A 20697-nucleotide genomic window follows, 5' to 3' on the forward strand; every position below is an offset into this window, starting at 1 on the left:
GGGGTACGGAAACACCATGGCAGTGGCAATGCGCGCGGGCCCCAGTCAGGACGAGATCCGTCGGCAGAACCTGGGCGCATTGCTCCGCTACGTACACGTTCACGGGGCCACCACCCGGGCCGAGCTGACCACAGCGCTCGGCCTCAACCGCAGCACCATCGGCGCGCTGACCGCGGACCTGGCCGGCGCCGGTCTGGTCAGCGAGAGGACACCGAAGGAGACCGGCCGGGCCGGACGACCGTCACTCGTCGTCCGGCCCGAGTCGGAACGGGTCTACGCGTACGCGTACAGCGTCGAGGTGGACCGGCTGCGGGCCGCGCGGGTCGGGCTCGGCGGTGAGGTGCTCGACCGCCGGGAGATGGACCGGCCGCGCAACCTGGTCGCCGGGGAGGCCGCCCCGCTGCTCGCGGGCGCGGTCAAGGAGATGCACCAGTCGGTGCCGGCGGACGCGGTCTGCGTGGGCGCCGGGCTGGCGGTCTGCGGCATGGTCCGCCGGGAGGACGGTCTGGTCCGGCTCAGCCCGACCACCGGCTGGGTGGACGAGCCGATCGGCGCCGCGCTCGCCGTCGAGCTGGGGATAGACGTACCGATCACGGTGGGCAACGTGGCCGACGTGGCCGCGTACGCCGAGCACGCCCGGGGTGCGGCGGTCGGCTGCGACAACGTCATCTACCTCTACGGCGACGTCGGCGTGGGCGCGGGCATCATCGCCGGGGGCCGGCGGCTGAGAGGGCACGGCGGCTACGGCGGCGAGGTCGGCCACATGGTGGTGGTCCGCGACGGGGTGCGCTGCGACTGCGGCCGGCGCGGCTGCTGGGAGACCGAGATCGGCGAGCACGGGCTGCTGCGTGCCGCCGGCCGGTCCGAGGCGCGTGGCCGGGACGCGCTGCTCGCCGTCTTCGACGCCGCCGACCGCGGTGACGCCCGCGCCCAGACCGCGGTACGGCAGGCCGGCGACTGGCTCGGCTTCGGCGTCGCGAACCTGGTGAACATCTTCAACCCGGAGATGGTCATCTTCGGCGGCACCATGCGTGACCTCTACCTGGCCTCCGCGGCGCAGGTACGCAGCCGGCTCAACTCCAACGGGCTGCCCGCGTGCCTGGAGCACGTGCGGCTGCGTACCCCGAAGCTCGGTGACGACGCGGCGCTGATCGGCGCCGCGGAGCTGGCGTTCGAACGACTCCTCGCCGACCCGCTGAACTGATCGGCCCGCCGATCCGTACCAGTGTGCGGACGGGCGGCCGGCTTGCGCGGCCGTCCACGACCCCGCGTACCGGTCCGGACCGAGGAGGCACCGCAACCATGGCATCGCTGGAATCCGCACGCCGCAAGCTGGCGCACCGGGTGGTACTGCTGCTCGCCGCGCTGGGCGCGGGGATCGGCGTCGTTCCCGGGACGGCGCAGGCCGCACCCAACCCCGGCGTGCAGATGAACGCCGCCGACATGACGCTGCTCAACGGCGTACGGCTGGCCGGGCTGTGGGAGATGCCGGCCGGGCAGATGGCGGCCGAGAAGGGCCAGTCCGCCCGGGTACGCGAGGTCGGCGCGGAGATCGCCAAGCAGCACGCGGAGCTGGACCAGTTGGTGGTCGAGGCGGCGAACAAGCTGGGCGCCACCCTGCCGACGGATCCGACGGCCGAGCAGCAGGGGTGGCTGACCGAGATGCGGAACGCCACCGGCGCCCGGTTCGACCAGATCTTCGTCACCCGGCTGCGGGTCGCCCACGGCAAGATCTTCCCGGTGATCGGCGCGGTCCGGGCCAGCACCCGCGACCCGATCGTGCGCAAGCTGGCCGAGGACGCCAACACGTTCGTCAACGACCACATGACCATGCTGGAGAGCACCGGGCTGGTGCGCTGGCAGCAGTTGCCGCCGGCCGCGCTGCCGCCCGCGCAGAGCGATTCGCTCGTCGCCGCCGCCCAGGCCAACGTGGGCAGCGGCGGTGGACTCCAGGTGGGCACCGGTGTGGTGTGGGCGGTGTTCCTGATCGCGCTCGGCACCGGCGGGTACGCGACCTGGCGGCTGACCCGCCGCACGTGACCCCCGGCCGTCGAGCGGGCCCCGGCGCTTCCGCCGGGGCCCGTCGCGCGTCCTCAGCCGTGCCAGGAACGCCACAGCGCGGCGTACGAGCCACCGGCCGCGACCAGCTCGCCGTGTGATCCCAGCTCGGTGATCCGGCCGTCGGCGACCACCGCCACACGGTCCGCGTCGTGCGCGGAGAAGAGCCGGTGCGCGATGGCGATGACGGTACGGCCCTGTAGCACCGCCGCCAGCGACCGTTCCAGGGCCCGGGCCGCCCGCGGGTCGATCAGCGAGGTGGCCTCGTCCAGCACCAGCGTGTGCGGGTCGGCGAGCACCAGCCGGGCCAGCGCGAGCTGCTGCGCCTGCGCCGGTGTGAGCGGGTGGCCGCCCGCGCCGACCGGCGTGTCGAGCCCGTCCGGCAGGGCCAGCGCCCAGTCCAGCGCGTCGACGGCGGCCAGCGCCGCGCGTACCCGCTCCGGGTCGGCGTCCGGCCGGACCATCGCCACGTTGTCGGCGAGCGTGCCGATGAACACGTGGTGCTCCTGACTGACGAGCGCGACGTGGGTACGCAGCTCGGCCAGGGGCATTCCGGCGAGCGGCCGGCCGTCCACTGTCACAGTGCCGGCGCGCGGCGCGTGCACGCCGGCCAGCAGCCGCCCCAGCGTCGACTTGCCCGCCCCGGACGGGCCGACCATCGCGAGCCGTTCCCCCGGCCGGGGTTCCAGCGTCACGCCGTGCAGCACGTCGTGTCCCGGGCGGTACGCGTACCGGACGTCGTGCGCGGCGAGCCGGCCCTCGCCGCCCGGGGCGGCGGCGCGCTCGTCCGGCGTGGCGAATGCCTTGGCGCGCTCGTCCGGCTCGGCGGCCACCCCGAGCAGCCGGGCCAGCGAGGCGCCGCCGACCTGGAACTCGTCCAGCCAGCCGAGCAGCCGCTCGATCGGGTCGGTGAGCTGCTGGGCGTAGAGCGTGGCGGCGGTGACCTGGCCGAGGCTGGCCCAGCCCTTCAGGTGGAACCAGCCACCGATGAGCAGGGTCGCCACCATCGGCACCAGGTAGCCGAACTCGGCCACCGGCCAGAACACGGTCCGCAGGTAGAGCGTGTAGCGCTCGGCCGCGTACGACCGGCTGATGTCCGCGTCGCCGCGGGCCCGGCGGCGGGCCGCCTGCCGCAGCGCCTCGGTGGTCCGCGCCCCCTCGACCGTCTCGCTGATCCCGTCGGTGATGTCCGAGTAGGCGGCGTTCTCCCGCAGGTAGCCCTGCGGGGCGCGGCGCAGGTACCAGCGGGTGCCGGCCCACAGCACCGGCACCGCCAGCAGGCTGGGCAGCGCCAGCAGCGGGCCGGTCAGCACCAGCGCGCCGAGGATCAGCAGCACGGTCAGCGCGGCGATGAGCGTCTCCGGACCGGCGAACCGGACCGTACGGGACAGCGCGGCGACGTCCCGCGACGTGCGGGTGAGCAGGTCACCGGTGCCGGCCCGCTCCACTGTGGCGAGCGGCAGCGCGAGCACCCGGTCGACGAACTCCTCCCGCAGCTCGGCGAGCACCCGCTCACCGAGCCGAGCCGAGGCCAGGTGCGCGAAGCGGACCAGCACCGCCTGCACCACCACGAACGCGGCGATGGCCGCCACGACCCGGTCCACTGTCGTCGCGGCGATGCCCTGGGAGATCCCTTCGACCAGGTCACCGAGCAGGCGCGGGGCGACGAGCCCGGCGCCGGCGGCGAGCGCGTGCAGGCCGAGCGCGGCGGCCAGGCCGCGCGGGTGACGGCGGATCAGCTCGCGCACGTACCGGCGGACCTGGGCGACGTCGGCGACGGGCAGCGCGTTGCTCATCGGTCCTCCTCCCGGCTCACCGTGGCGGCGTAGCGCGGCTCGGCGGCGAGCAGTTCCTCGTGCCGGCCCTCGGCGACGACCTTGCCGTCCTCGACGAAGACCACGTGGTCGGCGTGACCGAGCACCAGCGGGCTGGTGGTGCAGACGAGCGTGGTGCGGCCGTGGCGGGCCGGGCCGAGCCGTTCGGCGATGCGCGCCTCGGTGTGCGCGTCCACCGCGCTGGTCGGCTCGACCAGGATCAGCGTCTCCGGGTCGGCGACGAGCGCGCGGGCCAGCCGCAGCCGCTGCCGCTGCCCGCCGGAGAACTCCCGGCCGCGTTCGGCGACCTCGCCGTCCAGGCCGCCGGGCAGCGCCTCGACGATGTCGGTGGCACTCGCCGCGGCCAGCGCCGCCGCCACCGCGCCGGGCTCGGCCCGGTCGTGCGGGTCCAGCTCCGTGCGCAGCACGCCGCTGAACAGCTGCGCGTCGTTGTCGGCCACCAGGATCCGCTCCCGCACCGTCGCCAGCGCCACGTCCCGCAGCGGTACGCCGTGCAGCGTGACGTCCCCGTCGGCGTACCGCCCGAGCCGGTCGGCGATCTCGGTGGCGTCCTGCGGGGTGGCGGCGGCCAGCGCGGTGAGCCGGCCCGGTCGCAGCACCAGTCCGGACCGTACGTCCGCCAGTTCGCCCGGCCCGGCCGGCACCGGCACCGGCGTGGCCGGGTCGGTGAACTCCGGCGCGAGCCGCAGCAACCGGACCACCCGGCGGGCCGCGACGTGCCCCCGGGTCAGCTTGTCGGCCGCCTCGGTGAGGTTGCGCAGCGGGCTGACCAGGAACGCGGTGTAGCCGTAGAACGAGACCAGCTCGCCGGCGCTGATCTCGCCACGCAGCGCGAACCGGGCACCCAGCCAGGTCACCAGCACCACGAAGACGCCGGGCAGCAGGATCTGCGCGGCCTGCAGGAGCGACTCGACCCGGGCCACCCGCAGCCCGTCCGCGCGCAGCGCCTGCGACCGTTGCCGGTAGCGCTCGGACAGCACCGGTTCGCCGCCGACGCCGCGCAGCACGCGCAGGCCGGAGACGATGTCCGCGGCCCGGGCGGTGAGCCGGCCGGTCGAGTCCCGGTACGCGGCCTGCTGGCGGTGCAGCGGGCGGATCAGCAACGCCACGAGCGCCATCAGCAGCGGCACCCCGAGCACCACCACGAGGCCGAGCGGCTGGGAGGCGTTGAGCAGGATCACCGCGACGGTGACGATGCCGACCACCGAGCCGGCGCCCCGGGCGGTGATGTCGATGGCGCTGCCGATGTGCTCGATGTCGGCGGTGCCGATGCTCACCACCTCGCCCGCCGCGACCCGCCGGGGCAGTGCGGCGCCGAGGCGGTTCGTGGCGTCCACCGTGACCTGCACGGTGCGGTAGGCCGCGCCGAGCCAGTTGTGCACCGCGCAGCGGTGGCGCAGGATCCCGGCGACGGCCTGCACCAGACCCAGCCCGAGCAGGGCCAGACTCCAGCGCAACAGCGCGTCCGGGTCGCGTTGGGCCAGGCCGGCTTCCACGGCGCGGCCGAGCACGGCCGGCACCAGTGCCTGGGCCAGCATCCAGATCACGCCGAGCGCGAGACCGGCGCCGAAGATGACGGGGTGCCGCCCGGCGAGCCACACGAGGTATCGGGTGGCCGACCGCGCGTCGGGGGTGCCGGGATCGCCGGCCGGTGAGAAGCGCATGACCCACCGACGCTAGGTGCCGGGGTGATCCGGGCGCCAACCAATTCCGGCCGTCGTGACGACCCTCGCGTCAGCGGTCGACCTGGGTGAAGTCCCAGCTGTGCGGCGGGCGGGCGATCAGCCGGGCCGGCGGCTCGGGCAGTTCCCGGGGGTTGTTGCGCCACCTGGAGATGACCACGAGCCGGTGGTCGGTGGAGGAGAACACCTCGCTGGAGACGTGCATCGGGTCGTGCTCGAACTCGGGCAGCGCGGTCTCGCAGACCCAGGTGATCAGGTCGGCGAAGCCGTACGGCTCGGCCTTGGCCTCCCACATCCGGACGATCATGTCGGTCTCCTCCCCGCTCACACGCTGACCACTGTCAGCGGCATCGCCGAGTCGGCCGGCAGGTCCAGCCGGCTCGGCGCGACGCCCGCGGCCACCAGGTGGGAGCCGAGCGCGGCCACCATCGCGCCGTTGTCCGTGCAGAGCTTCGGCCGGGGCGTACGCACCCGGATGCCGTGCCTGCCGGCCCGCTGCTCGGCCATCGCCCGCAGCCGGGAGTTGGCCGCCACCCCGCCGCCGATGACAAGCGTGTCGATGCCGCTGGTGCGGCAGGCGTCGATCGCCTTGCCGACCAGCACGTCGCAGACCGCCTCCTGGAAGGACGCCGCCACGTCGGCGACCGGCACCGGCTCGCCGGCCCGCTGCCGCGCCTCCACCCAGCGGGCCACAGCCGTCTTCAGGCCGGAGAAGGAGAAGTCGTACCGGTGGCCGACCAGGTCCTTCGCGGCGGTCAGCCCGCGCGGGAAGGCGATCGACGCCGGGTCACCGGCGCGCGCCTCGCGGTCGATGTACGGGCCGCCGGGGAACGGCAGCCCGAGCAGCCGGGCCACCTTGTCGAACGCCTCGCCGGCCGCGTCGTCGATGGTGGCGCCGAGCGGGACCACGTCGCGTGCGAGGTCGTCGACGCGCAGCAGCGAGGAGTGCCCGCCGGAGACCAGCAGCGCGATCGCGGGCTCGGGCAGCGGGCCGTGTTCGAGCGTGTCCACCGCGACGTGCGCGGCGAGGTGGTTCACCCCGTACACCGGCTTCTCCGCCGCCACCGCGTACCCCTTGGCGGCGGCGACCCCGACGAGCAGCGCGCCGGCCAGGCCCGGTCCGGAGGTCACGGCGATGGCGTCGATGTCGGCGATGGTGACGCCGGCTTCGCGCAGCGCCCGGTCCATGGTCGGCACGATGGCCTCCAGGTGGGCGCGGCTGGCCACCTCGGGCACCACGCCGCCGAACCGGGCGTGCTCCTCGACGCTGGAGGCCAGCGCGTCGGCGAGCAGCGTGTGCCCGCGCACGATGCCCACGCCGGTCTCGTCGCAGGAGGTCTCGATGCCGAGGATCAGGGGTTCGTCAGCCATGCGCGTCAGTCCTCGTTGCGCTGCATGACCAGCGCGTCGGTGTTGCTCGGTTGGTAGTAGCCGCGCCGTACGCCGATCGGCTCGAACCCGTAGGTGGCGTAGAGCCGTTGCGCGGGCGCGTTGTCCGCGGCGACCTCCAGCAGCGTGCTGCGGGCGCCACGCCGGGCCGCCTCGGCGAGCAGCGCCTCCAGCAGCAGCCGGCCGATCCCCCGGCGCTGGGCGTCCCGGCGGACCGCGACGTTCTGCACCCACGCCTCGTCGGGCGGGGACACGGCCAGCCCGGCGTAGCCCAGCACGGCGCCGGCGTCGTCGGTGGCGACCAGGTAGAAGTGCCCGTTGGCGAGTTCGTTCCAGAACATCGCCGCCGACCACTGCTCGGCGCCGAACAGGTCCGCCTCGATGGGCAGCACCTCGTCGATGTGCCACCAGCGGAACCGGCCCAGCCTCATGGCAGGACCGGCTTGTGGCCGGTGGCCGCGACCGCATCCGGGCGGCGCAGGTAGAGCGGGGTCAGCGTCTCGCCGGGCGCGCCCGCGCGGATCCGCGGCGCGGCGAGCCGGGCCAGCGCCAGCGGGTCCGGGTAGCGCGGCTCGTCGCGTACCGGCAGCCCCAGCACGTCCGCGTACCGGTGCGCGCCGTCGCCGACCGCGACGGTGACCGCCAGGTCGCGCGCCCGCTCCGCGGCCACCGCCGGGGCCGCCACCTCCGGGCCGGCCAGGCGCTGGCCGGCGCCGTCGTAGACGGCCCAGTAGATCTCCCGGCGCCGCGCGTCGCTCGCCGCCAGCACCGGCTCGCCGACGGCCGCCGGGTGGCCGAGCCCGTCCAGCGAGCAGACGCCGTACGTGGGTACGCCGAGCACCTGACCCATGGTGGCGGCGGTGACCAGCCCGACGCGCAGCCCGGTGAACGGGCCCGGGCCGAGGCCGGCGACGATCGCGGCCAGGTCGGCGGGCCGTGCACCGACGTCCGCCAGCACGGCGTCGACCTGCGGCGCGAGCAGCTCGCCGTGGGCGCGGGCGTCGACGGTGCACCGGGACGCGCGGACCGCGACGCCGTCCGCCGAGACCTCGGCAAGGGCCGCGGTCACCGCGGGCGTCGAGGAGTCCACCACGAGTACGAGCACGGTAAGCCAGCCTAGCCGTCCGCTCCGCCCGCGCCCGGCACGCCCTCGGCCCGCCCTCGCCGCTCGCCTGGTCACGATGCGTAGCGCCCGGATCGAACGCGGCGACCGGCTGCCGAGCCTGACCTCCGCGGAACGCCTGCTCGCCGCGCTCGGCCGGCAACTGCGGATCGAGGTCGAGCCGCTGGACAGCCACCTCGACGCCGCACTGGACGAGATGGCCGGGACGGTGCTTGCCGAGCGGATCGAAGTCCTCCGGCTGGACCGGATCATGGATTCCCTGGGCGACCTGCCGTACGTGCTGTCGGGCGGCACGGCGGCACTGTTGCAGGGCGCGCCGCTGCCGGTGGACGCGGTCGAGATCGCGGTGCGCTGGCGGGACTCGCCGCAGTTCAGCGCGCTCCTCGATCGGATCTACGCGCAACGCCGGGACGCCCGATGGCAGGTGTGGGGCGGCATCCACACGGAGCCCGAGGAGCCGGCGAGCACCGTTGGCTGACCCGCTACGGCGAGCTGCGGGCCCGGATGTGCGAGGAACTGCCCGAGCCCGTCGAGGTCCGCCTCGGTGAACGTACGTACCCGGTCGAGCCGCCGGTCGAGGTGGAGGTGACCGACCGGCGCACGGCCGAACTGCTCTCCCGGTACCGCCGGCGCCTCGCCGGGGCGGGCGAGGCGCCGGGCGGGTCAGCCGGCTGAACGCTCCCAGTCGACGGTGGGCAGCCCCGCGTCGGCAAGCGCCTTGTTGGCCGCGCTGAACGGGCGGCTGCCGAGGAAGCCGCGCGGGTTCATCGGGCTCGGGTGCCCGGCCTCCAGCACGACGTGCTGCGGGTTGGTCACGAGCGCCGCCTTCTTGCGCGCGTAGCCGCCCCAGAGCAGGAAGACCACGCGCTGGTCGAGCGCGTCGAGCGCCCGGATGGTGGCGTCGGTGAACTCCTCCCAGCCCTTGTTGGCGTGCGAACCGGGGGTGGCCTGCCGGACCGTCAGCACCGAGTTGAGCAGCAGGACACCCTGCGCGGCCCAGCCGTCGAGGTTGCCGCTGCGCGGCTTCGGCACGCCCAGGTCCTCGCCCAGCTCCTTGAAGACGTTGCGCAGCGACGGTGGCACCGCCACCCCCTCGCGCACGCTGAAGCTCAGCCCGTGCGCCTGGCCCGCCTTGTGGTACGGGTCCTGCCCGAGGATCAGCACCCGGGTGTCGGCCGGCCCGCACAGCCGGTAGGCGGAGAAGAGGTCCTCCAGCGGCGGGAAGACCGTGGCGGTCGCGTACTCCCGGGTGACGAACTCGGCCAGCGCCGCGGTGCGGGCCGGGTCCAGGTGGGGGGTGAGCACGGCACGCCAGGCCTCCGGCAGCAGCGCCGGCAGGTCCAGGGTGGGGGCGTCGGGCATCGGCAACCTCTCCTCGTCGGTCGCCACCTTCTTACCAGCCGCGACCGACACTCCCGGTCGGCGGCGGGGCCGGGTACTGGACGAGAAAAGTTACCGGAGCGTAACCTACTGGCAAGTTACTTACGCCACACCGCCACTGCTAGCTTGCATCCACCATCATCGATGCTCGCTAGGAGTGCCCGTGAGCAGGAGAAACACCCGTCCCCGCACGCCCTCCGCCGCCGTCTCCCCCCGCCGCGCGCTCGGCCTCCGGATGCTGGCCGTCGCCGCGGCGGCAGCCACCTACCTGGCCGGATCCGGCCCAGCCGCAGCCGCCGACGGCACCACGCCGGTGGTCTCCCGCGGCGTGACGATCCCCGCCTTCTACCACCCGCCCGCCGACCTGCCCGCCACCAACGGCACGCTGATCCGCACCGAGCCGCTGCCGCTCGGGCTCAGCATCCCCGGGCTCGACGGCCGCCCGATGCCCGGCACCGCCACCCGCCTGATGTACCGGTCCACCGACTCCAACGGCCGGGCCGTCGGCGTGACCGGCGCCTACATCGAACCGTCGGCGGCGTGGCGGGGCACCGGCCCGCGCCCGCTGGTCGCCGTCGCCTCCGGCACCATGGGGCAGGGCGACCAGTGCGCGCCCTCGTTCGCCCTGCAACACCCGCTCACCCTCACCGGCGACACCCTGTCCGTCGGCTACGAGGCCCTGGCGATCTACCGCCTCCTCGCCACCGGCGCCGCGGTCGTCGTCACCGACTACGTCGGGCTGGGCGCGACCGACCGGCTGCACACGTACGTCAACCGCCTCGACGAGGGGCGCGCCCTGCTCGACGCGGCCCGCGCCGCCCGCGCGGTGCCGGGAGCATCGGTGACCGCACAGTCCCGAGTCGGCCTGTACGGCTACAGCCAGGGTGGCGGCGCCAGCGCCGCGGCAGCCGAACTCCAGCCCACCTACGCGCCGGACGTGCCGCTCGCCGGCACCTACGTCGGCGCGCCGCCGGCCGACCTGACCGCCGTGATCGGCGGCATCGACGGCAGCGCGCTGGCCGGGGCGCTGGGCTGGTCGCTCAACGGCTTCGCCCAGTCCGACCCGGCGGTGCGGGACGTCATCGAGGCGAACATCAACGACGCCGGACGGGCGGCGCTCGCCGACACGTCGACCATGTGCGTCGGTGACGCGATCCTCCGGTACGCGTTCACCAAGAGCAGCAGGTGGATCACCGGCGGCCGGTCCCTCACCACTGTCATCGCCGCCTCGCCCGAGGCGGCCGCCGTCCTCGACCGGCAGCGCATCGGCACGCTCAAGCCCGCCGGCCCGGTACGCGTGGCGACCGGCGTCCAGGACGACATCGTCCCGCACCGGCAGGCCCGTCAACTGGCGGTCGACTGGTGCCGCAAAGGCGCCAATGTGACCTACCAGGCCGTCAGCCTGCCCAACCTCGGTGACAAGCTCCTCACCAACCACCTGGCGCCGCTCATCACCGATCAGGGCGACGCGGTGGCCTGGCTGACCGACCGGCTCGCCGGGCGCACCGCCTACTCCAACTGCTGGACGATGCCCCTTCAGCCCTAGGACAGTTCGGCGACCCGGGCGGCCCAGTCGCCGCCGACCGGCTCCAGCGTGACCGCCCGGGTGTCGTCGTCGCGGCGGTCGATGCGTACCCGCAGGTGCGCGTCGACCAGCTGCTCGACCATCCCCTCACCCCACTCCACCACGGTGACCGCCTCGTCCACCGAGGCGTCCAGGTCGAGGTCGTCGATCTCCGCGCGCGGGTCGGCGGCCTCACCCAGGCGGTACGCGTCGGCGTGCACGAGCGTCACCCGGCCGCCCCGCGCCGGGTCGGGCCGGTGCACCCGGGCGATGACGAAGGTGGGCGAGGTGATCTCCCCGCGTACGCCGAGGCCGGCGCCGATGCCCTGGGTCAGAGCGGTCTTGCCGGCGCCGAGCGGGCCGCTGAGCAGCAGCAGGTCACCGGCGCGCAGCACACCTGCCAGCCGCCGCCCGAACTCGTGGGTGTCGTCGACGGTCTTCAGTTCCACGACCACTGTCATAGCGAATCCAGGAACCTCTCCAGCGCCGCGTTCACCTCGTCGGCGTGCTCCAGCATCACCACGTGCCCGCTGTCGTCGATCTTCACGAACTCGGCGTGCGGCAGCCGCCGGACGATCTCCTCGGAGTGCGTCACCGGCGTGATCATGTCCTTGTCCCCCACGATCACCAGCACCGGCGTGCCGGCCAGCGCCGCCAGCGCCGGGAACCGGGAGTGGGTGGCGATCGTGCGCAGGTAGCGGGTGACCGTGTCGGCCGAGGTACGCGAGTTCATCATCTCGACGTACGACACCAGGGCCGGGCTCGGCTTCGACGTGCCGAAGCCGTACTTGCGGGTGAGCAGCCAGGCCACGTTCGCTGTCGACCGGCGTGCCCGGTCGATCACCGTCCCGCCGTACCGGGTGGCGTTGCTCATCATGTAGAGCACCGGCGAGCCGACGCGGCCGAGCAGCGCGGGCGCCACCAGCTTGGTCTCCGCCGCCAGGCCGCCCGACGTAGCCATCAGCACGGTGCCGACCACCCGGTCACCGAACATCTCCGGGTACAGCTCGGCCAGCGCCATGATTGTCATGCCGCCCATCGAGTGCCCGACCAGCACCAGCGGGCCCTCCGGGGCCACCTCGTCGAGCACCCGGCGCAGCGTGTGGCCCAGCGCGGTCAGGTCGTACTCGCCGCTCTCCAGCCGGCCGGAACGGCCGTGCCCCGGCTGGTCGTACGCGACCACCCGGTAGTCGCCGCGCTCGGCGAGCCGCTTGCGCTGGAAGTGGAACGTGCCCATGTCCAGGCAGAACCCGTGCACCAGCACCACCGTCGGGTGCCCGGCGACCGGGCGGGTCGGCTCGACCACCTCCACGTGGATGTCGGTGCCGTCCGGCATCTCCAGCCGGTACGCCTCGTCGTAACGCTGCTCGCCGAAGACCTCGTCGGCGTACCTGTCGGTGGGGTCGTTCTTGAGCCGGCGGACCAGTACCCGCTCGCTGACCACGCCCGCCGCGAGCCCGGCGGCGGCCACACCGACGGCGGCGCCGACCAGCCCGGCGACCTTGCCGGCGGCGGTACGCGGTCGCGGCAACCGGACACTCATGCGCGCTCGCCGTCGTAGACGCGGGGCACGCGCACGCCGCCGAAGCGGGTCACGATCTCGTAGTTGATGGTGCCGACCGCCTCGGCCCAGTCGTCGGCGGTGGGCTCGCCGTCCGCGCCGCTGCCGAACAACGTCACCACGTCACCGGCGGCCACCTCGTCGTCGCCGCAGTCGACCACGAACTGGTCCATGCAGACCCGCCCGGAGATGGTCCGGCGCTTGCCGGCGAGGTGCACCGGGCCGGTGCTGGAGGCGTGCCGGGGCACCCCGTCGGCGTAGCCGAGCGGCACCACAGCGAGGTTGGCCTCCTGCTCGGTCAGGTAGGTGTGCCCGTACGAGACACCGGTGCCGGCCGCGACGCGCTTGGTGAGCATCACCCGGGCGCGGGCGGTCATGGCGGGACGCAGGCCGAACTGCTCGCCCGCGACCGGCGACAGCCCGTAGACGGCGATGCCGGGCCGGACCAGGTCGAAGTGGGTGTCCGGCCGGGTCAGCGTGGCGGCCGAGTTGGCCAGGTGCCGGTAGCGCGGACGCAGCCCGGCGCGCGTCACCATCTCCAGCCCTTCGTGGAACACGGCGAGCTGACGATCGGTGGTCGGGTGGCCGGGCGAGTCCGCGTACACGAAGTGGCTCCACACGCCGACCACCTCGACCAGTCCGTCGGCCTGGGCCTTCGCGGCGGCCTCCAGCAGCGCCGGCCAGTCGGCGACGGTGGCGCCGCCCCGGGCCAGCCCGGTATCGATCTTGAGGTGCAGCCGGGCCGCGCGGTCCGCCCGCCGGCTCGCCTCGATCATCTCGTCGAGCTGGGTGAGACTGGCGCAGCCGAGGTCGACGCCGACGGTGATCCCGTCGTGCAGCGGCAGGCCGGGGTCGAGCAGCCAGGCCAGCACCGGCGCGGTGATGCCCGCCTCACGCAGCCGCAACGCCTCGTCCAGCGTGCAGACGCCGAGCTGGTCCGCCCCCGCGTCGAGCGCCGCCCGGGCCGCGGGCACCATGCCGTGGCCGTAGCCGTCGCCCTTGACCACCGCCATCAGCTCGGCGCTGGTACCGGCCTTGAGCCGGGTCACGTTCTCCCGGATCGCGTCCAGGTCGACGCGCACCTCCGACTGCCACATGTCCTCAGCCTACTTCCGTCAGTGATCATCAGCGCCGTGAGCCGTGCGGGCGGTGCCCGTCGCCACCCGGACGTCGCCGCCCGGATCAGCCCAGCCGGGCCAGTACCGGACGCAACGCCGCCGCCACGTCGGGCGCGGTCACCGGACCGCCGCGCGCCGCCTCCCGGCCGGCCAGCCCGTGCAGGTACGCTGCCGCGGCCGCCGCCCGCTCCGGCGCGAGCCCGGCGGCGAGCAGCGAGCCGAGCAGCCCGGCCAGCACGTCGCCGGTGCCACCGGTGGCGAGCACCGGGGTGCCGGTCGGGTTCACGTACGCGCGGCCGTCCGGCGTGCCGACGACCGTGCGGTCCCCCTTGAGCAGCACCACCGCGTTCATCCAGGCGGCCAGCCGCAGCGCGGCGGCGACCCGGTCCTCCCCCGGCATCTCGCCGCAGAGCCGGGCGTACTCCCGGTCGTGCGGCGTCACCACGATCGGCGCGTCCCGGCCGCGCAGCCGGTCGGCCAGCTTGCCGTCCACGAGCAGCGTCAGCGCGTCCGCGTCGAGCACCACCGGCACCGGCGCGGCCAGCACCGCGCGCAGCTCGGCGGCGGAGTCCTCGCCGGTGCCGAGCCCGGAGCCGCAGACCCACGCCTGCACCCGGCCCGCATCGGCGACCCGGCCGGTGGCGATCACCGACGGGTGCTGGTGCAGCACCTCACCCTTGGCGCTCCCGGCGTAGCGGACCAGGCCGGTGGGGCCGGCGAGCGCCCCGGCCACAGAGAGCACCGCGGCGCCGGGGTACGTGGCCGAACCGGTGGCCACGCCTACCACGCCCCTGGTGTACTTCTCCGACGACGCGCCCAGCGCCGGCCACCAGTCGGCCACGTCCGACTGCTCGATCACCTGGAGCGCCGGTGTGCCGCGCAGCCACGGCGTCAGCCCGATGTCGACCAGCTCGACCTCGCCGGCCAGCTCGGCGGCCGGGCCGACGACCAGTGCGGGCTTGAGCGCGCCGAAGGCCACGGTCACGTCGGCGCGGACCGCCCGGGGCCGCCCGGCGTCGGTGAGCGGGACGTGACCGGTGTCGACAGCGACGCCGCTCGGCACGTCGACCGCGACCACGGTGGCGGGCGTGCCGTCGCGCCCGCGCTGCCCGGTCAGGCTCGCGGCCAGCTGCTCGGCCGTCTCGCGGAGCCCGCCGGTGCCGCCGATGCCCACGATGCCGTCGAGCACCAGGTCGACCACCGCGGGCGGCCGGTCGGCCACGCGCCCGCCGGCGGCGCGCAGGGCGGACAGGCCCTCGGCGTGCGCCCGGCCCGGCGTGAGGAGCAGCGCTGTCACCGCCGCGCCCCGGCGGGCCAGGTGCGCGCCCGCGAAGAGGGCGTCGCCGCCGTTGTCGCCGGACCCGGCGAGCACCAGCACCCGGGCGCCGTAGACGCCGCCCCGGTCGGCGAGCAGCAACGCGCAGCGGCGGGCCAGCCCGGCCGCGGCCCGCTGCATCAGCGCACCGGGCGGGAGGGTGCCCATCAGGCCCGCCTCCGCCGCGCGAACGTCCGCGACCCGCCACACCTGTCTCATGCCACCCCGCCCCGCTCGTCGCGCCGGCTCAGCTTCCGCTCGCGGCTCCCCCGATCACGGCCTCACCCTACCGGCGGTACGCGCCCCGGACCGGCCGGCGGACAAGCCCTGTGGATAACCCGGACCGTTGTCCACAGGGGTCGGCGACCACTTCCTGGTGCCGCCTAGCGTCCCGGTGTCCGGAGCCGGCCGGTGGCGCCGGGCGAGGGAGGGCACGTGGTGGAGAAACCGTTCGACGTCGATCCGGAGCTGCTGCGATCGGTGGCGCGCGAGCTGGCCGACGACGCGTACCGGCTGGCCCGCGGGCCGGGCGCGGCACCGGAGTCGTTGCTGGTGGCGGCGCCGGACGGCTGGCGATCCGCGGTGGCGCTGACCGAATTGGAGTCGGCCGTGCGGCGCTGGTCCGGCGCGCTCGGCGCCCGGGTGGCCGACACCGCTCAGGCGTTGCGCCACGGCGCGGACGGCTACGAGGCGGTCGACGAACGCGCCGCCCGCCGCCTCACCGGGGTGCTCCGGTGAGCGGCGGATCCGCCGACGCCGCCGCGCCGGTCGGCTACGCGCAGCTCTGGCGGGCCGACCCGGGCGCCTGGTCCACCGCCGGGGCGGCGTGGCGGGGCCTCACCACGCCGGTACGGCAGCGCGCCGACGCGCTGACCGCCCGGATCGGCACGCTCCGCCCCGGGTGGTCGGGTGCCGCCGCGACGGCGGCGCAACGGCGGATCGGGGACCTGCGCACCGACCTCACCGACGTGCTGCCCGCCCTGGTCGAGGTCGACCAGGTGCTCGCCGAGTTCGGCGCCCGGCTGGGCGCGGCGAAGGCCCGGCTCGGCGCCGAGGTGGCCCGCGCCGAGTCGGGTGGCCTGCTCGTCGACCGCACCGGCGCGGTCCGGCCCGACCCGGCGCGGCCGGTGGCGCAGGCCGGACCGGCGGTGGTCCACGCGCGGGCCGGGATCCGGGGCGCGCTGGCACTCGCCGGTGCCGCCGACCGGGAGGCGGCCGGCCGGCTGGCGGACCTGACCACCGCCGCGGTACGCGGCTGGGTCAGCGTCCCGCCCGCGTGGCGACCCGGGCCCGGTGCCGGGCCGGCCGAGGTGAGCCGCTGGTGGGCCGGTCTGAGCGCGGCCGAGCGGCGCTGGCTGGTGGGGCGGGAACCGGGCCGGATCGGGCGCCTCGACGGCGTACCGGCAGCCGCCCGGGACCAGGCCAACCGGCTGCTGCTCGATGACCGGCGGGAGCGGTTGCTCGTACGGCGGCTCGCGCTGCTGCACCCGCTTCCGGCCGGGCCGTTGGATGCGTCCCGCCGGGTCCGGCTCGCCGCTGTCGAGGCGGCGCTGCGCGGGCTGGACGGGCTCACCGAGCGGCTGGCCGCGGGCGGGGCGCCCCGGGCGTACCTGCTGGGGCTCGACCCGGCCGGCGACGGCCGCGCGGTGGTGGCGCTCGGCAACCCGGACCGCGCCGCCTCGGTGCTCACGTACGTCCCGGGCATGACCTCGGATCTCGCCGACGCGCCGGCCGAGCTGGGCCGCGCGGCCCGGGTGTTGCAGCGATGCGCGGCGCTCGGGCCGGGCGAGGAGGCGGCGGCGGTGCTCTGGCTGGACTACGACGCGCCGGACTTCCTCACCGAGGCGGCGGGCACCCGGCAGGCCGAGGACGCCGGCCCGGCGCTGCACCGGTTCCAGGACGGGCTGCGGGCCGCGCACGAGGGCCCGCCGGCCCGGCAGACGGTGCTCGGGCACAGCTACGGCTCGCTCGTGGTCGGCGCCGCCGCCCGCGACCACGGGTTGAGCGCCGACGCGCTGGTCTTCGTCGGTTCGCCGGGGGTCGGCGTGGACCACGCCGCCGACCTGCGGATGCCCGCCGGTCAGGTCTGGTCGTCGACCGCGCCGGACGACGTGATCCGGCTGGCCCGCCCGCCGGACGAGCTGGCCCGCCGCGCGCTGCTCGCGGGTACGCCACTCGGCCCGGCGCTCGCCGTGCTCGACGGGCCCGGCGAGCGGCTCTGGTTCGGCGCCGACCCGAGCGCGCCGGGCTTCGGCGGCCGGCGCTTCCCGAGCGCCCCGCGCGGCCACACCGGCTACTGGGACCCGGACAACCCGGCGCTGGACGGGATGGCCCGGATCGTGCTGGGCCGATGACCACCCGCGGCCCCTCGGGCGACCGCCTGCGGCCCTCCGGCGGCCGTCCCCGCCCTTCGGCGACCGCCCGCGAGGCTGGCCGGAGACGATGCGGTCCCTCCACCCGTGGTGCGGGCGGAGGGACCGTGGACGAGATCGGCTACTCGACAGTGACCGACTTGGCCAGGTTCCGGGGCTGGTCGACGTCGTGCCCGCGGGCGGCGGCGATCTCGGCGGCCAGCACCTGCAACGGCACCGTGGTCACCAGCGGCGCCAGCAGCGTCGGCGTACGCGGCACGTAGATCAGGTGGTCGGCGTAGCGGACCACCGCCTGGTCGCCCTCCTCCGCGATCACGATGGTGCGGGCGCCGCGCGCGCGTACCTCCTGGATGTTGGAGACGACCTTGTCGTGCAGCATGCCCCGGCCCACCGGCGACGGCACGATGCAGATCACCGGCGTGCCCTGGTCGATCAGCGAGATCGGGCCGTGCTTCAGCTCGCCGGCGGCGAAGCCCTCGGCGTGCATGTACGCCAGCTCCTTGAGCTTCAGCGCGCCCTCCAGCGCCACCGGGTAGCCCACGTGCCGGCCGATGAACAGCACCGTCGGCTCGGACTTCAACTCGCGCCCCAGCTCGCGGACCGGCTCGATCCGGTCCAGCAGCTCCCGCAGCTTGCCCGGCATCTCCTGGAGCTGGGCCACCACCGCGCCCACCTCGTCGGCGAACTTGATGCCGCGCACCTGGGCCAGGTGCAGGCCGATCAGGTAGCAGGCGACGACCTGGGTGAGGAACGCCTTGGTGGAGGCGACAGCGATCTCCGGACCGCCGTGGGTGTAGAGCACCGCGTCGGACTCGCGCGGGATGGTCGAGCCGTTGGTGTTGCAGATCGCCAGCACGCGGGCCTTCTGCTCCTTGGCGTGGCGCAGCGCCATCAGCGTGTCCATCGTCTCGCCGGACTGCGAGATCACCACGATCAGCGTGGAGCGGTCCAGCACCGGGTCGCGGTAGCGGAACTCGCTGGCCAGCTCCACCTCGCAGGGGATGCGGGTCCAGTGCTCGATGGCGTACTTGGCGACCAGGCCGGCGTGGTATGAGGTGCCGCACGCGACGATGAAGATCTTGTCGACGTCGCGCAGGTCCTGCTCGCTGAGGCGGACCTCGTCGAGGGCGATCTCGCCGGTCTCGGTGAGCCGGCCCAGCAGCGTGTCGGCGATGGCCTGCGGCTGCTCCTCGATCTCCTTGAGCATGAACCAGTCGTAGCCGCCCTTCTCGGCGGCCGACGAGTCCCAGTCGATGTGGAAGTCGGTGCCGCTGGCCGGCTGGCCGTGGAAGTCGGTGATGTCGATGCTGTCCGGGGTGATCAGGACGATCTGGTCCTGGCCCAGCTCGACCGCGTCCCGGGTGTGCTCGATGAACGCGGCGACGTCGCTGGCCAGGTAGTTCTCGCCGTCGCCCCGGCCGACCACGAGCGGCGAGTTGCGCCGGGCGCCGACCACCGCGCCGGGGATCCCGGCGTCGACGGCGAGCAGCGTGAACGCGCCCTCCAGGCGCCCGCAGACCACGCGCATGGCGGCGGCGAGGAGCTGCGGGCTGTCTGTCTCACCGGCCGAGCGCAGGTCGGCCAGCGCGCGGGCGATCAGGTGCGCGGCGCACTCGGTGTCGGTGTCGCTGGCGAACTCGACACCCTCGTCCTCCAGCTCGGCGCGGAGCTTCGCGAAGTTCTCGATGATGCCGTTGTGGATCACCGCGACGCGGCCGTCCGGGGAGAGGTGCGGGTGGGCGTTGCGGTCGGTCGGGCCGCCGTGTGTGGCCCAGCGGGTGTGGCCGATGCCGGTGGTGCCGTCGCCGATGCCGATCGGGCTGGCGGCGCAGTCCTCGGGGTTGTCGGCCGCGCGCTCGGAGAGGACCTTCTCCAGGTTCGCGAGCTTGCCGGCCTTCTTCTCGGTCAGCAGCTCGTCCTCGCAGACCACGGCGACACCGGCCGAGTCGTAGCCGCGGTATTCGAGACGCCGCAGTCCGTCAAGCACGATGCCGAGCGCCGGGCGCGCACCGGCGTAACCCACGATTCCACACATGGTCCGCAGCCTAACCGAGTTTCGCTCATCGTGCGTGCTCGGAAAGGCGGTTAACGATCACTGAATTTGAGCGAACCGAGCGTCGAGGATGCGATTACCGGACAAAGCACCATGCAGGTCGTTCCGCCCGTCCGGACCGGTTCGGTACGCGGGGCGCGGACCGCCGGCCGGGACCGCACGCCTGGTCGCCACCGCCTACATTGAGGCCGGGCGCCGTCCCCCGGCCCCACCGTTCCGCGGTCGTCCGCGCCGTACCCCTGTGAGCTGAGCCCATGTCCGAGACGACCCCCTCCCCCGAACCGGCCCCCGGACCGGCCGACCCGACCGCCGCGCCGGCCACGCCGCAGCCCTCCTCCTGGACGCCGCCGGACCCGCTGGCCGCCCCGCAGCCGTGGACGCCGCCCGAGCCCTGGTCGCCGCCGCCGGCTCCGAGCCCCTGGGCGGCCACCGGCCCGGAAAGCGCGTCCGCCGGAACCGGCCCGGCCATGCCACCGAGCGGTACGGGACGGCCGGTGGGCGAACCGGGGTGGGCGGCTCCGGCCGACCCGGCCGCCACGCCGCGCCCGCCGGTCCCACCGGCCTCCGGCGACCCGCACGTCCCCGGTACGCCCGGGTGGCCGTCCCAGCCCGGCGTCCCGGACTTCCCGGCACAGCCGGCCTGGACACCGGCCGCCTACCCGCCCAGCCCCTACAAAGCCGGGTCCTACCCACCCGGCCCCTACCCGCCGCCGTACGCGTATCCGGGCATGCCGCCGCGCCGCGGTGGCGGCGGTGGCTGGGTGGCCGGCCTGGTGATCGGCCTCGTCACCGTCCTGGCGATCATCGTCTGCGGCTGCGTCGGGCTGTCCTTCCTCGGCCGGGGCCTGGACGACGGAACGGCCTCCGGCGACCGGTACGACGGGCCGCTGTACGGCGAGCCCGACGGGTGGGCCGACGAGCCCACCGGTCCCCCGGCCCGGCCGGCCACCACCCCGTCCGGCGGGCCCGGCAGGTTCACGGTGCTGTACGAGGTGACAGCCACCGACGGCGAGGCCGAGGTGCAGTTCTACGACGCGGACGCGAACTTCCACCAGCCCGGTGCCGTGGACACGCCCTGGCGGCTGAGCTTCACGGCGAACGACCGCGAGCGGGTGCAGATCATCGCCAGCCCGGTCGCGTCCGGCGACGTGACCTGCCGGATCACCGTCAACGGCAAGGTCGTCTCCAAGGACTCGGGCGAGTACGGCGCGACCTGCTTCGGCTGGTGAGCACTCGGCGGCGGGCCG

Annotated in this window: 20 protein-coding genes; 8 read left to right on the forward strand and 12 right to left on the reverse strand. The window is 75.0% G+C overall.

Annotated elements, in window-relative coordinates:
- The first annotated feature begins 28 nt into the window (after positions 1–28).
- On the forward strand, positions 29–1204 hold the full coding sequence (locus CLT75_RS20280) for an ROK family protein (protein ID WP_135244072.1): 1176 nt from the start codon (positions 29–31) through the stop codon (positions 1202–1204).
- 98 nt (positions 1205–1302) lie between these two features.
- Positions 1303–2040 (forward strand): DUF4142 domain-containing protein, encoded by a 738-nt coding sequence (locus tag CLT75_RS20285; protein ID WP_135242028.1) that lies wholly within the window; start codon positions 1303–1305, stop codon positions 2038–2040.
- Between the two features lie 53 nt (positions 2041–2093).
- Here CLT75_RS20285 and CLT75_RS20290 read toward each other — a convergent pair whose 3' ends face one another.
- The 6 genes from CLT75_RS20290 to tsaB form a co-directional block, all read right to left on the reverse strand.
- On the reverse strand, positions 2094–3854 hold the full coding sequence (locus tag CLT75_RS20290; RefSeq protein ID WP_135242029.1) for an ABC transporter ATP-binding protein: 1761 nt from the start codon (positions 3852–3854) through the stop codon (positions 2094–2096).
- Positions 3851–5557, reverse strand: a complete 1707-nt coding sequence (locus CLT75_RS20295) for an ABC transporter ATP-binding protein (RefSeq protein WP_135242030.1) — start codon at positions 5555–5557, stop codon at positions 3851–3853. The genes CLT75_RS20290 and CLT75_RS20295 overlap by 4 nt, the downstream gene beginning before the upstream one ends.
- Positions 5558–5627: 70 nt before the next feature.
- Positions 5628–5882, reverse strand: coding sequence for a hypothetical protein (locus CLT75_RS20300; RefSeq protein WP_135242031.1), 255 nt, complete (start codon positions 5880–5882; stop codon positions 5628–5630).
- Between the two features lie 17 nt (positions 5883–5899).
- Positions 5900–6946 carry a tRNA (adenosine(37)-N6)-threonylcarbamoyltransferase complex transferase subunit TsaD gene (gene tsaD / locus CLT75_RS20305; RefSeq protein WP_135242032.1) on the reverse strand — a complete coding sequence of 349 codons (1047 nt, stop codon included), beginning with the start codon at positions 6944–6946 and terminating at the stop codon, positions 5900–5902.
- Positions 6947–6951: 5 nt separating this feature from the next.
- Positions 6952–7395 carry a ribosomal protein S18-alanine N-acetyltransferase gene (gene rimI / locus CLT75_RS20310; RefSeq protein ID WP_135242033.1) on the reverse strand — a complete coding sequence of 148 codons (444 nt, stop codon included), beginning with the start codon at positions 7393–7395 and terminating at the stop codon, positions 6952–6954.
- A complete protein-coding gene (tsaB, locus tag CLT75_RS20315; protein WP_135242034.1) occupies positions 7392–8069 on the reverse strand; it encodes a tRNA (adenosine(37)-N6)-threonylcarbamoyltransferase complex dimerization subunit type 1 TsaB in 678 nt (225 codons plus the stop codon). The genes rimI and tsaB overlap by 4 nt, the downstream gene beginning before the upstream one ends.
- Positions 8070–8145: 76 nt before the next feature.
- On the opposite strand from tsaB, the gene CLT75_RS20320 reads away from it, so the two are divergent.
- Positions 8146–8565, forward strand: coding sequence for a hypothetical protein (locus tag CLT75_RS20320; protein ID WP_486485226.1), 420 nt, complete (start codon positions 8146–8148; stop codon positions 8563–8565).
- A gap of 26 nt (positions 8566–8591) precedes the next feature.
- A complete protein-coding gene (locus CLT75_RS33385; protein ID WP_486485227.1) occupies positions 8592–8762 on the forward strand; it encodes a hypothetical protein in 171 nt (56 codons plus the stop codon).
- Here the strand turns inward: CLT75_RS33385 and ung are convergent.
- The gene (gene ung / locus CLT75_RS20325; protein WP_135242035.1) at positions 8751–9449 is read right to left on the reverse strand and encodes a uracil-DNA glycosylase; all 699 of its coding nucleotides are present in this window, start codon (positions 9447–9449) and stop codon (positions 8751–8753) included. The two genes, CLT75_RS33385 and ung, sit on opposite strands and share 12 nt — an antisense overlap.
- A gap of 181 nt (positions 9450–9630) precedes the next feature.
- Here ung and CLT75_RS20330 point away from each other — a divergent pair, with 181 nt between their 5' ends.
- The gene (locus CLT75_RS20330) at positions 9631–11013 is read left to right on the forward strand and encodes a lipase family protein (RefSeq protein ID WP_209310359.1); all 1383 of its coding nucleotides are present in this window, start codon (positions 9631–9633) and stop codon (positions 11011–11013) included.
- Here CLT75_RS20330 and tsaE read toward each other — a convergent pair.
- The 4 genes from tsaE to CLT75_RS20350 all read right to left on the reverse strand — a co-directional run bounded on the left by tsaE (position 11010) and on the right by CLT75_RS20350 (position 15244).
- Positions 11010–11492 (reverse strand): tRNA (adenosine(37)-N6)-threonylcarbamoyltransferase complex ATPase subunit type 1 TsaE, encoded by a 483-nt coding sequence (gene tsaE / locus CLT75_RS20335; RefSeq protein ID WP_135242036.1) that lies wholly within the window; start codon positions 11490–11492, stop codon positions 11010–11012. The genes CLT75_RS20330 and tsaE overlap by 4 nt on opposite strands.
- Positions 11489–12574: an alpha/beta fold hydrolase gene (locus CLT75_RS20340; RefSeq protein WP_135242037.1), complete on the reverse strand. Its 1086-nt coding sequence runs from the start codon at positions 12572–12574 to the stop codon at positions 11489–11491. Before CLT75_RS20340 ends, tsaE begins: the two co-directional genes overlap by 4 nt.
- Positions 12571–13689, reverse strand: coding sequence for an alanine racemase (gene alr / locus CLT75_RS20345; RefSeq protein ID WP_135242038.1), 1119 nt, complete (start codon positions 13687–13689; stop codon positions 12571–12573). The genes CLT75_RS20340 and alr overlap by 4 nt, the downstream gene beginning before the upstream one ends.
- Positions 13690–13774: 85 nt before the next feature.
- The gene (locus CLT75_RS20350) at positions 13775–15244 is read right to left on the reverse strand and encodes an NAD(P)H-hydrate dehydratase (RefSeq protein WP_135242039.1); all 1470 of its coding nucleotides are present in this window, start codon (positions 15242–15244) and stop codon (positions 13775–13777) included.
- Between the two features lie 216 nt (positions 15245–15460).
- Between CLT75_RS20350 and CLT75_RS20355 the strand changes: the two genes are divergently transcribed.
- Both CLT75_RS20355 and CLT75_RS20360 read left to right on the forward strand, forming a co-directional pair.
- Positions 15461–15763 carry a type VII secretion target gene (locus CLT75_RS20355; RefSeq protein WP_135242040.1) on the forward strand — a complete coding sequence of 101 codons (303 nt, stop codon included), beginning with the start codon at positions 15461–15463 and terminating at the stop codon, positions 15761–15763.
- Positions 15760–17379: an alpha/beta hydrolase gene (locus CLT75_RS20360; protein ID WP_135242041.1), complete on the forward strand. Its 1620-nt coding sequence runs from the start codon at positions 15760–15762 to the stop codon at positions 17377–17379. Before CLT75_RS20355 ends, CLT75_RS20360 begins: the two co-directional genes overlap by 4 nt.
- A 139-nt stretch (positions 17380–17518) precedes the next feature.
- Here CLT75_RS20360 and glmS read toward each other — a convergent pair whose 3' ends face one another.
- Complete coding sequence (gene glmS / locus CLT75_RS20365) at positions 17519–19432, reverse strand: glutamine--fructose-6-phosphate transaminase (isomerizing) (RefSeq protein ID WP_135242042.1); 1914 nt, start codon at positions 19430–19432, stop codon at positions 17519–17521.
- 272 nt (positions 19433–19704) lie between these two features.
- Between glmS and CLT75_RS20370 the strand changes: the two genes are divergently transcribed.
- Positions 19705–20679, forward strand: a complete 975-nt coding sequence (locus tag CLT75_RS20370; RefSeq protein ID WP_135242043.1) for an MmpS family transport accessory protein — start codon at positions 19705–19707, stop codon at positions 20677–20679.
- The last annotated feature ends 18 nt before the right edge of the window (positions 20680–20697 follow it).

This window comes from Micromonospora sp. CNZ285, assembly GCF_004637285.1.

What these genes read in the sequence shown, in the direction of transcription:
- alr (WP_135242038.1), bottom strand. Translation starts at nt 13,689, where the DNA reads ATGTGGCAGTCGGAGGTGCGCGTCGACCTGGACGCGATCCGGGAGAAC.
- rimI (WP_135242033.1), bottom strand. Translation starts at nt 7,395, where the DNA reads ATGAGGCTGGGCCGGTTCCGCTGGTGGCACATCGACGAGGTGCTGCCC.
- ung (WP_135242035.1), bottom strand. Translation starts at nt 9,449, where the DNA reads ATGCCCGACGCCCCCACCCTGGACCTGCCGGCGCTGCTGCCGGAGGCC.
- CLT75_RS20280 (WP_135244072.1), top strand. Translation starts at nt 29, where the DNA reads ATGCGCGCGGGCCCCAGTCAGGACGAGATCCGTCGGCAGAACCTGGGC.
- CLT75_RS20340 (WP_135242037.1), bottom strand. Translation starts at nt 12,574, where the DNA reads ATGAGTGTCCGGTTGCCGCGACCGCGTACCGCCGCCGGCAAGGTCGCC.
- CLT75_RS20320 (WP_486485226.1), top strand. Translation starts at nt 8,146, where the DNA reads ATGCGTAGCGCCCGGATCGAACGCGGCGACCGGCTGCCGAGCCTGACC.
- tsaE (WP_135242036.1), bottom strand. Translation starts at nt 11,492, where the DNA reads ATGACAGTGGTCGTGGAACTGAAGACCGTCGACGACACCCACGAGTTC.
- CLT75_RS20300 (WP_135242031.1), bottom strand. Translation starts at nt 5,882, where the DNA reads ATGATCGTCCGGATGTGGGAGGCCAAGGCCGAGCCGTACGGCTTCGCC.
- CLT75_RS33385 (WP_486485227.1), top strand. Translation starts at nt 8,592, where the DNA reads ATGTGCGAGGAACTGCCCGAGCCCGTCGAGGTCCGCCTCGGTGAACGT.
- CLT75_RS20295 (WP_135242030.1), bottom strand. Translation starts at nt 5,557, where the DNA reads ATGCGCTTCTCACCGGCCGGCGATCCCGGCACCCCCGACGCGCGGTCG.
- CLT75_RS20285 (WP_135242028.1), top strand. Translation starts at nt 1,303, where the DNA reads ATGGCATCGCTGGAATCCGCACGCCGCAAGCTGGCGCACCGGGTGGTA.
- tsaD (WP_135242032.1), bottom strand. Translation starts at nt 6,946, where the DNA reads ATGGCTGACGAACCCCTGATCCTCGGCATCGAGACCTCCTGCGACGAG.
- CLT75_RS20290 (WP_135242029.1), bottom strand. Translation starts at nt 3,854, where the DNA reads ATGAGCAACGCGCTGCCCGTCGCCGACGTCGCCCAGGTCCGCCGGTAC.
- glmS (WP_135242042.1), bottom strand. Translation starts at nt 19,432, where the DNA reads ATGTGTGGAATCGTGGGTTACGCCGGTGCGCGCCCGGCGCTCGGCATC.
- CLT75_RS20370 (WP_135242043.1), top strand. Translation starts at nt 19,705, where the DNA reads ATGTCCGAGACGACCCCCTCCCCCGAACCGGCCCCCGGACCGGCCGAC.
- CLT75_RS20350 (WP_135242039.1), bottom strand. Translation starts at nt 15,244, where the DNA reads ATGAGACAGGTGTGGCGGGTCGCGGACGTTCGCGCGGCGGAGGCGGGC.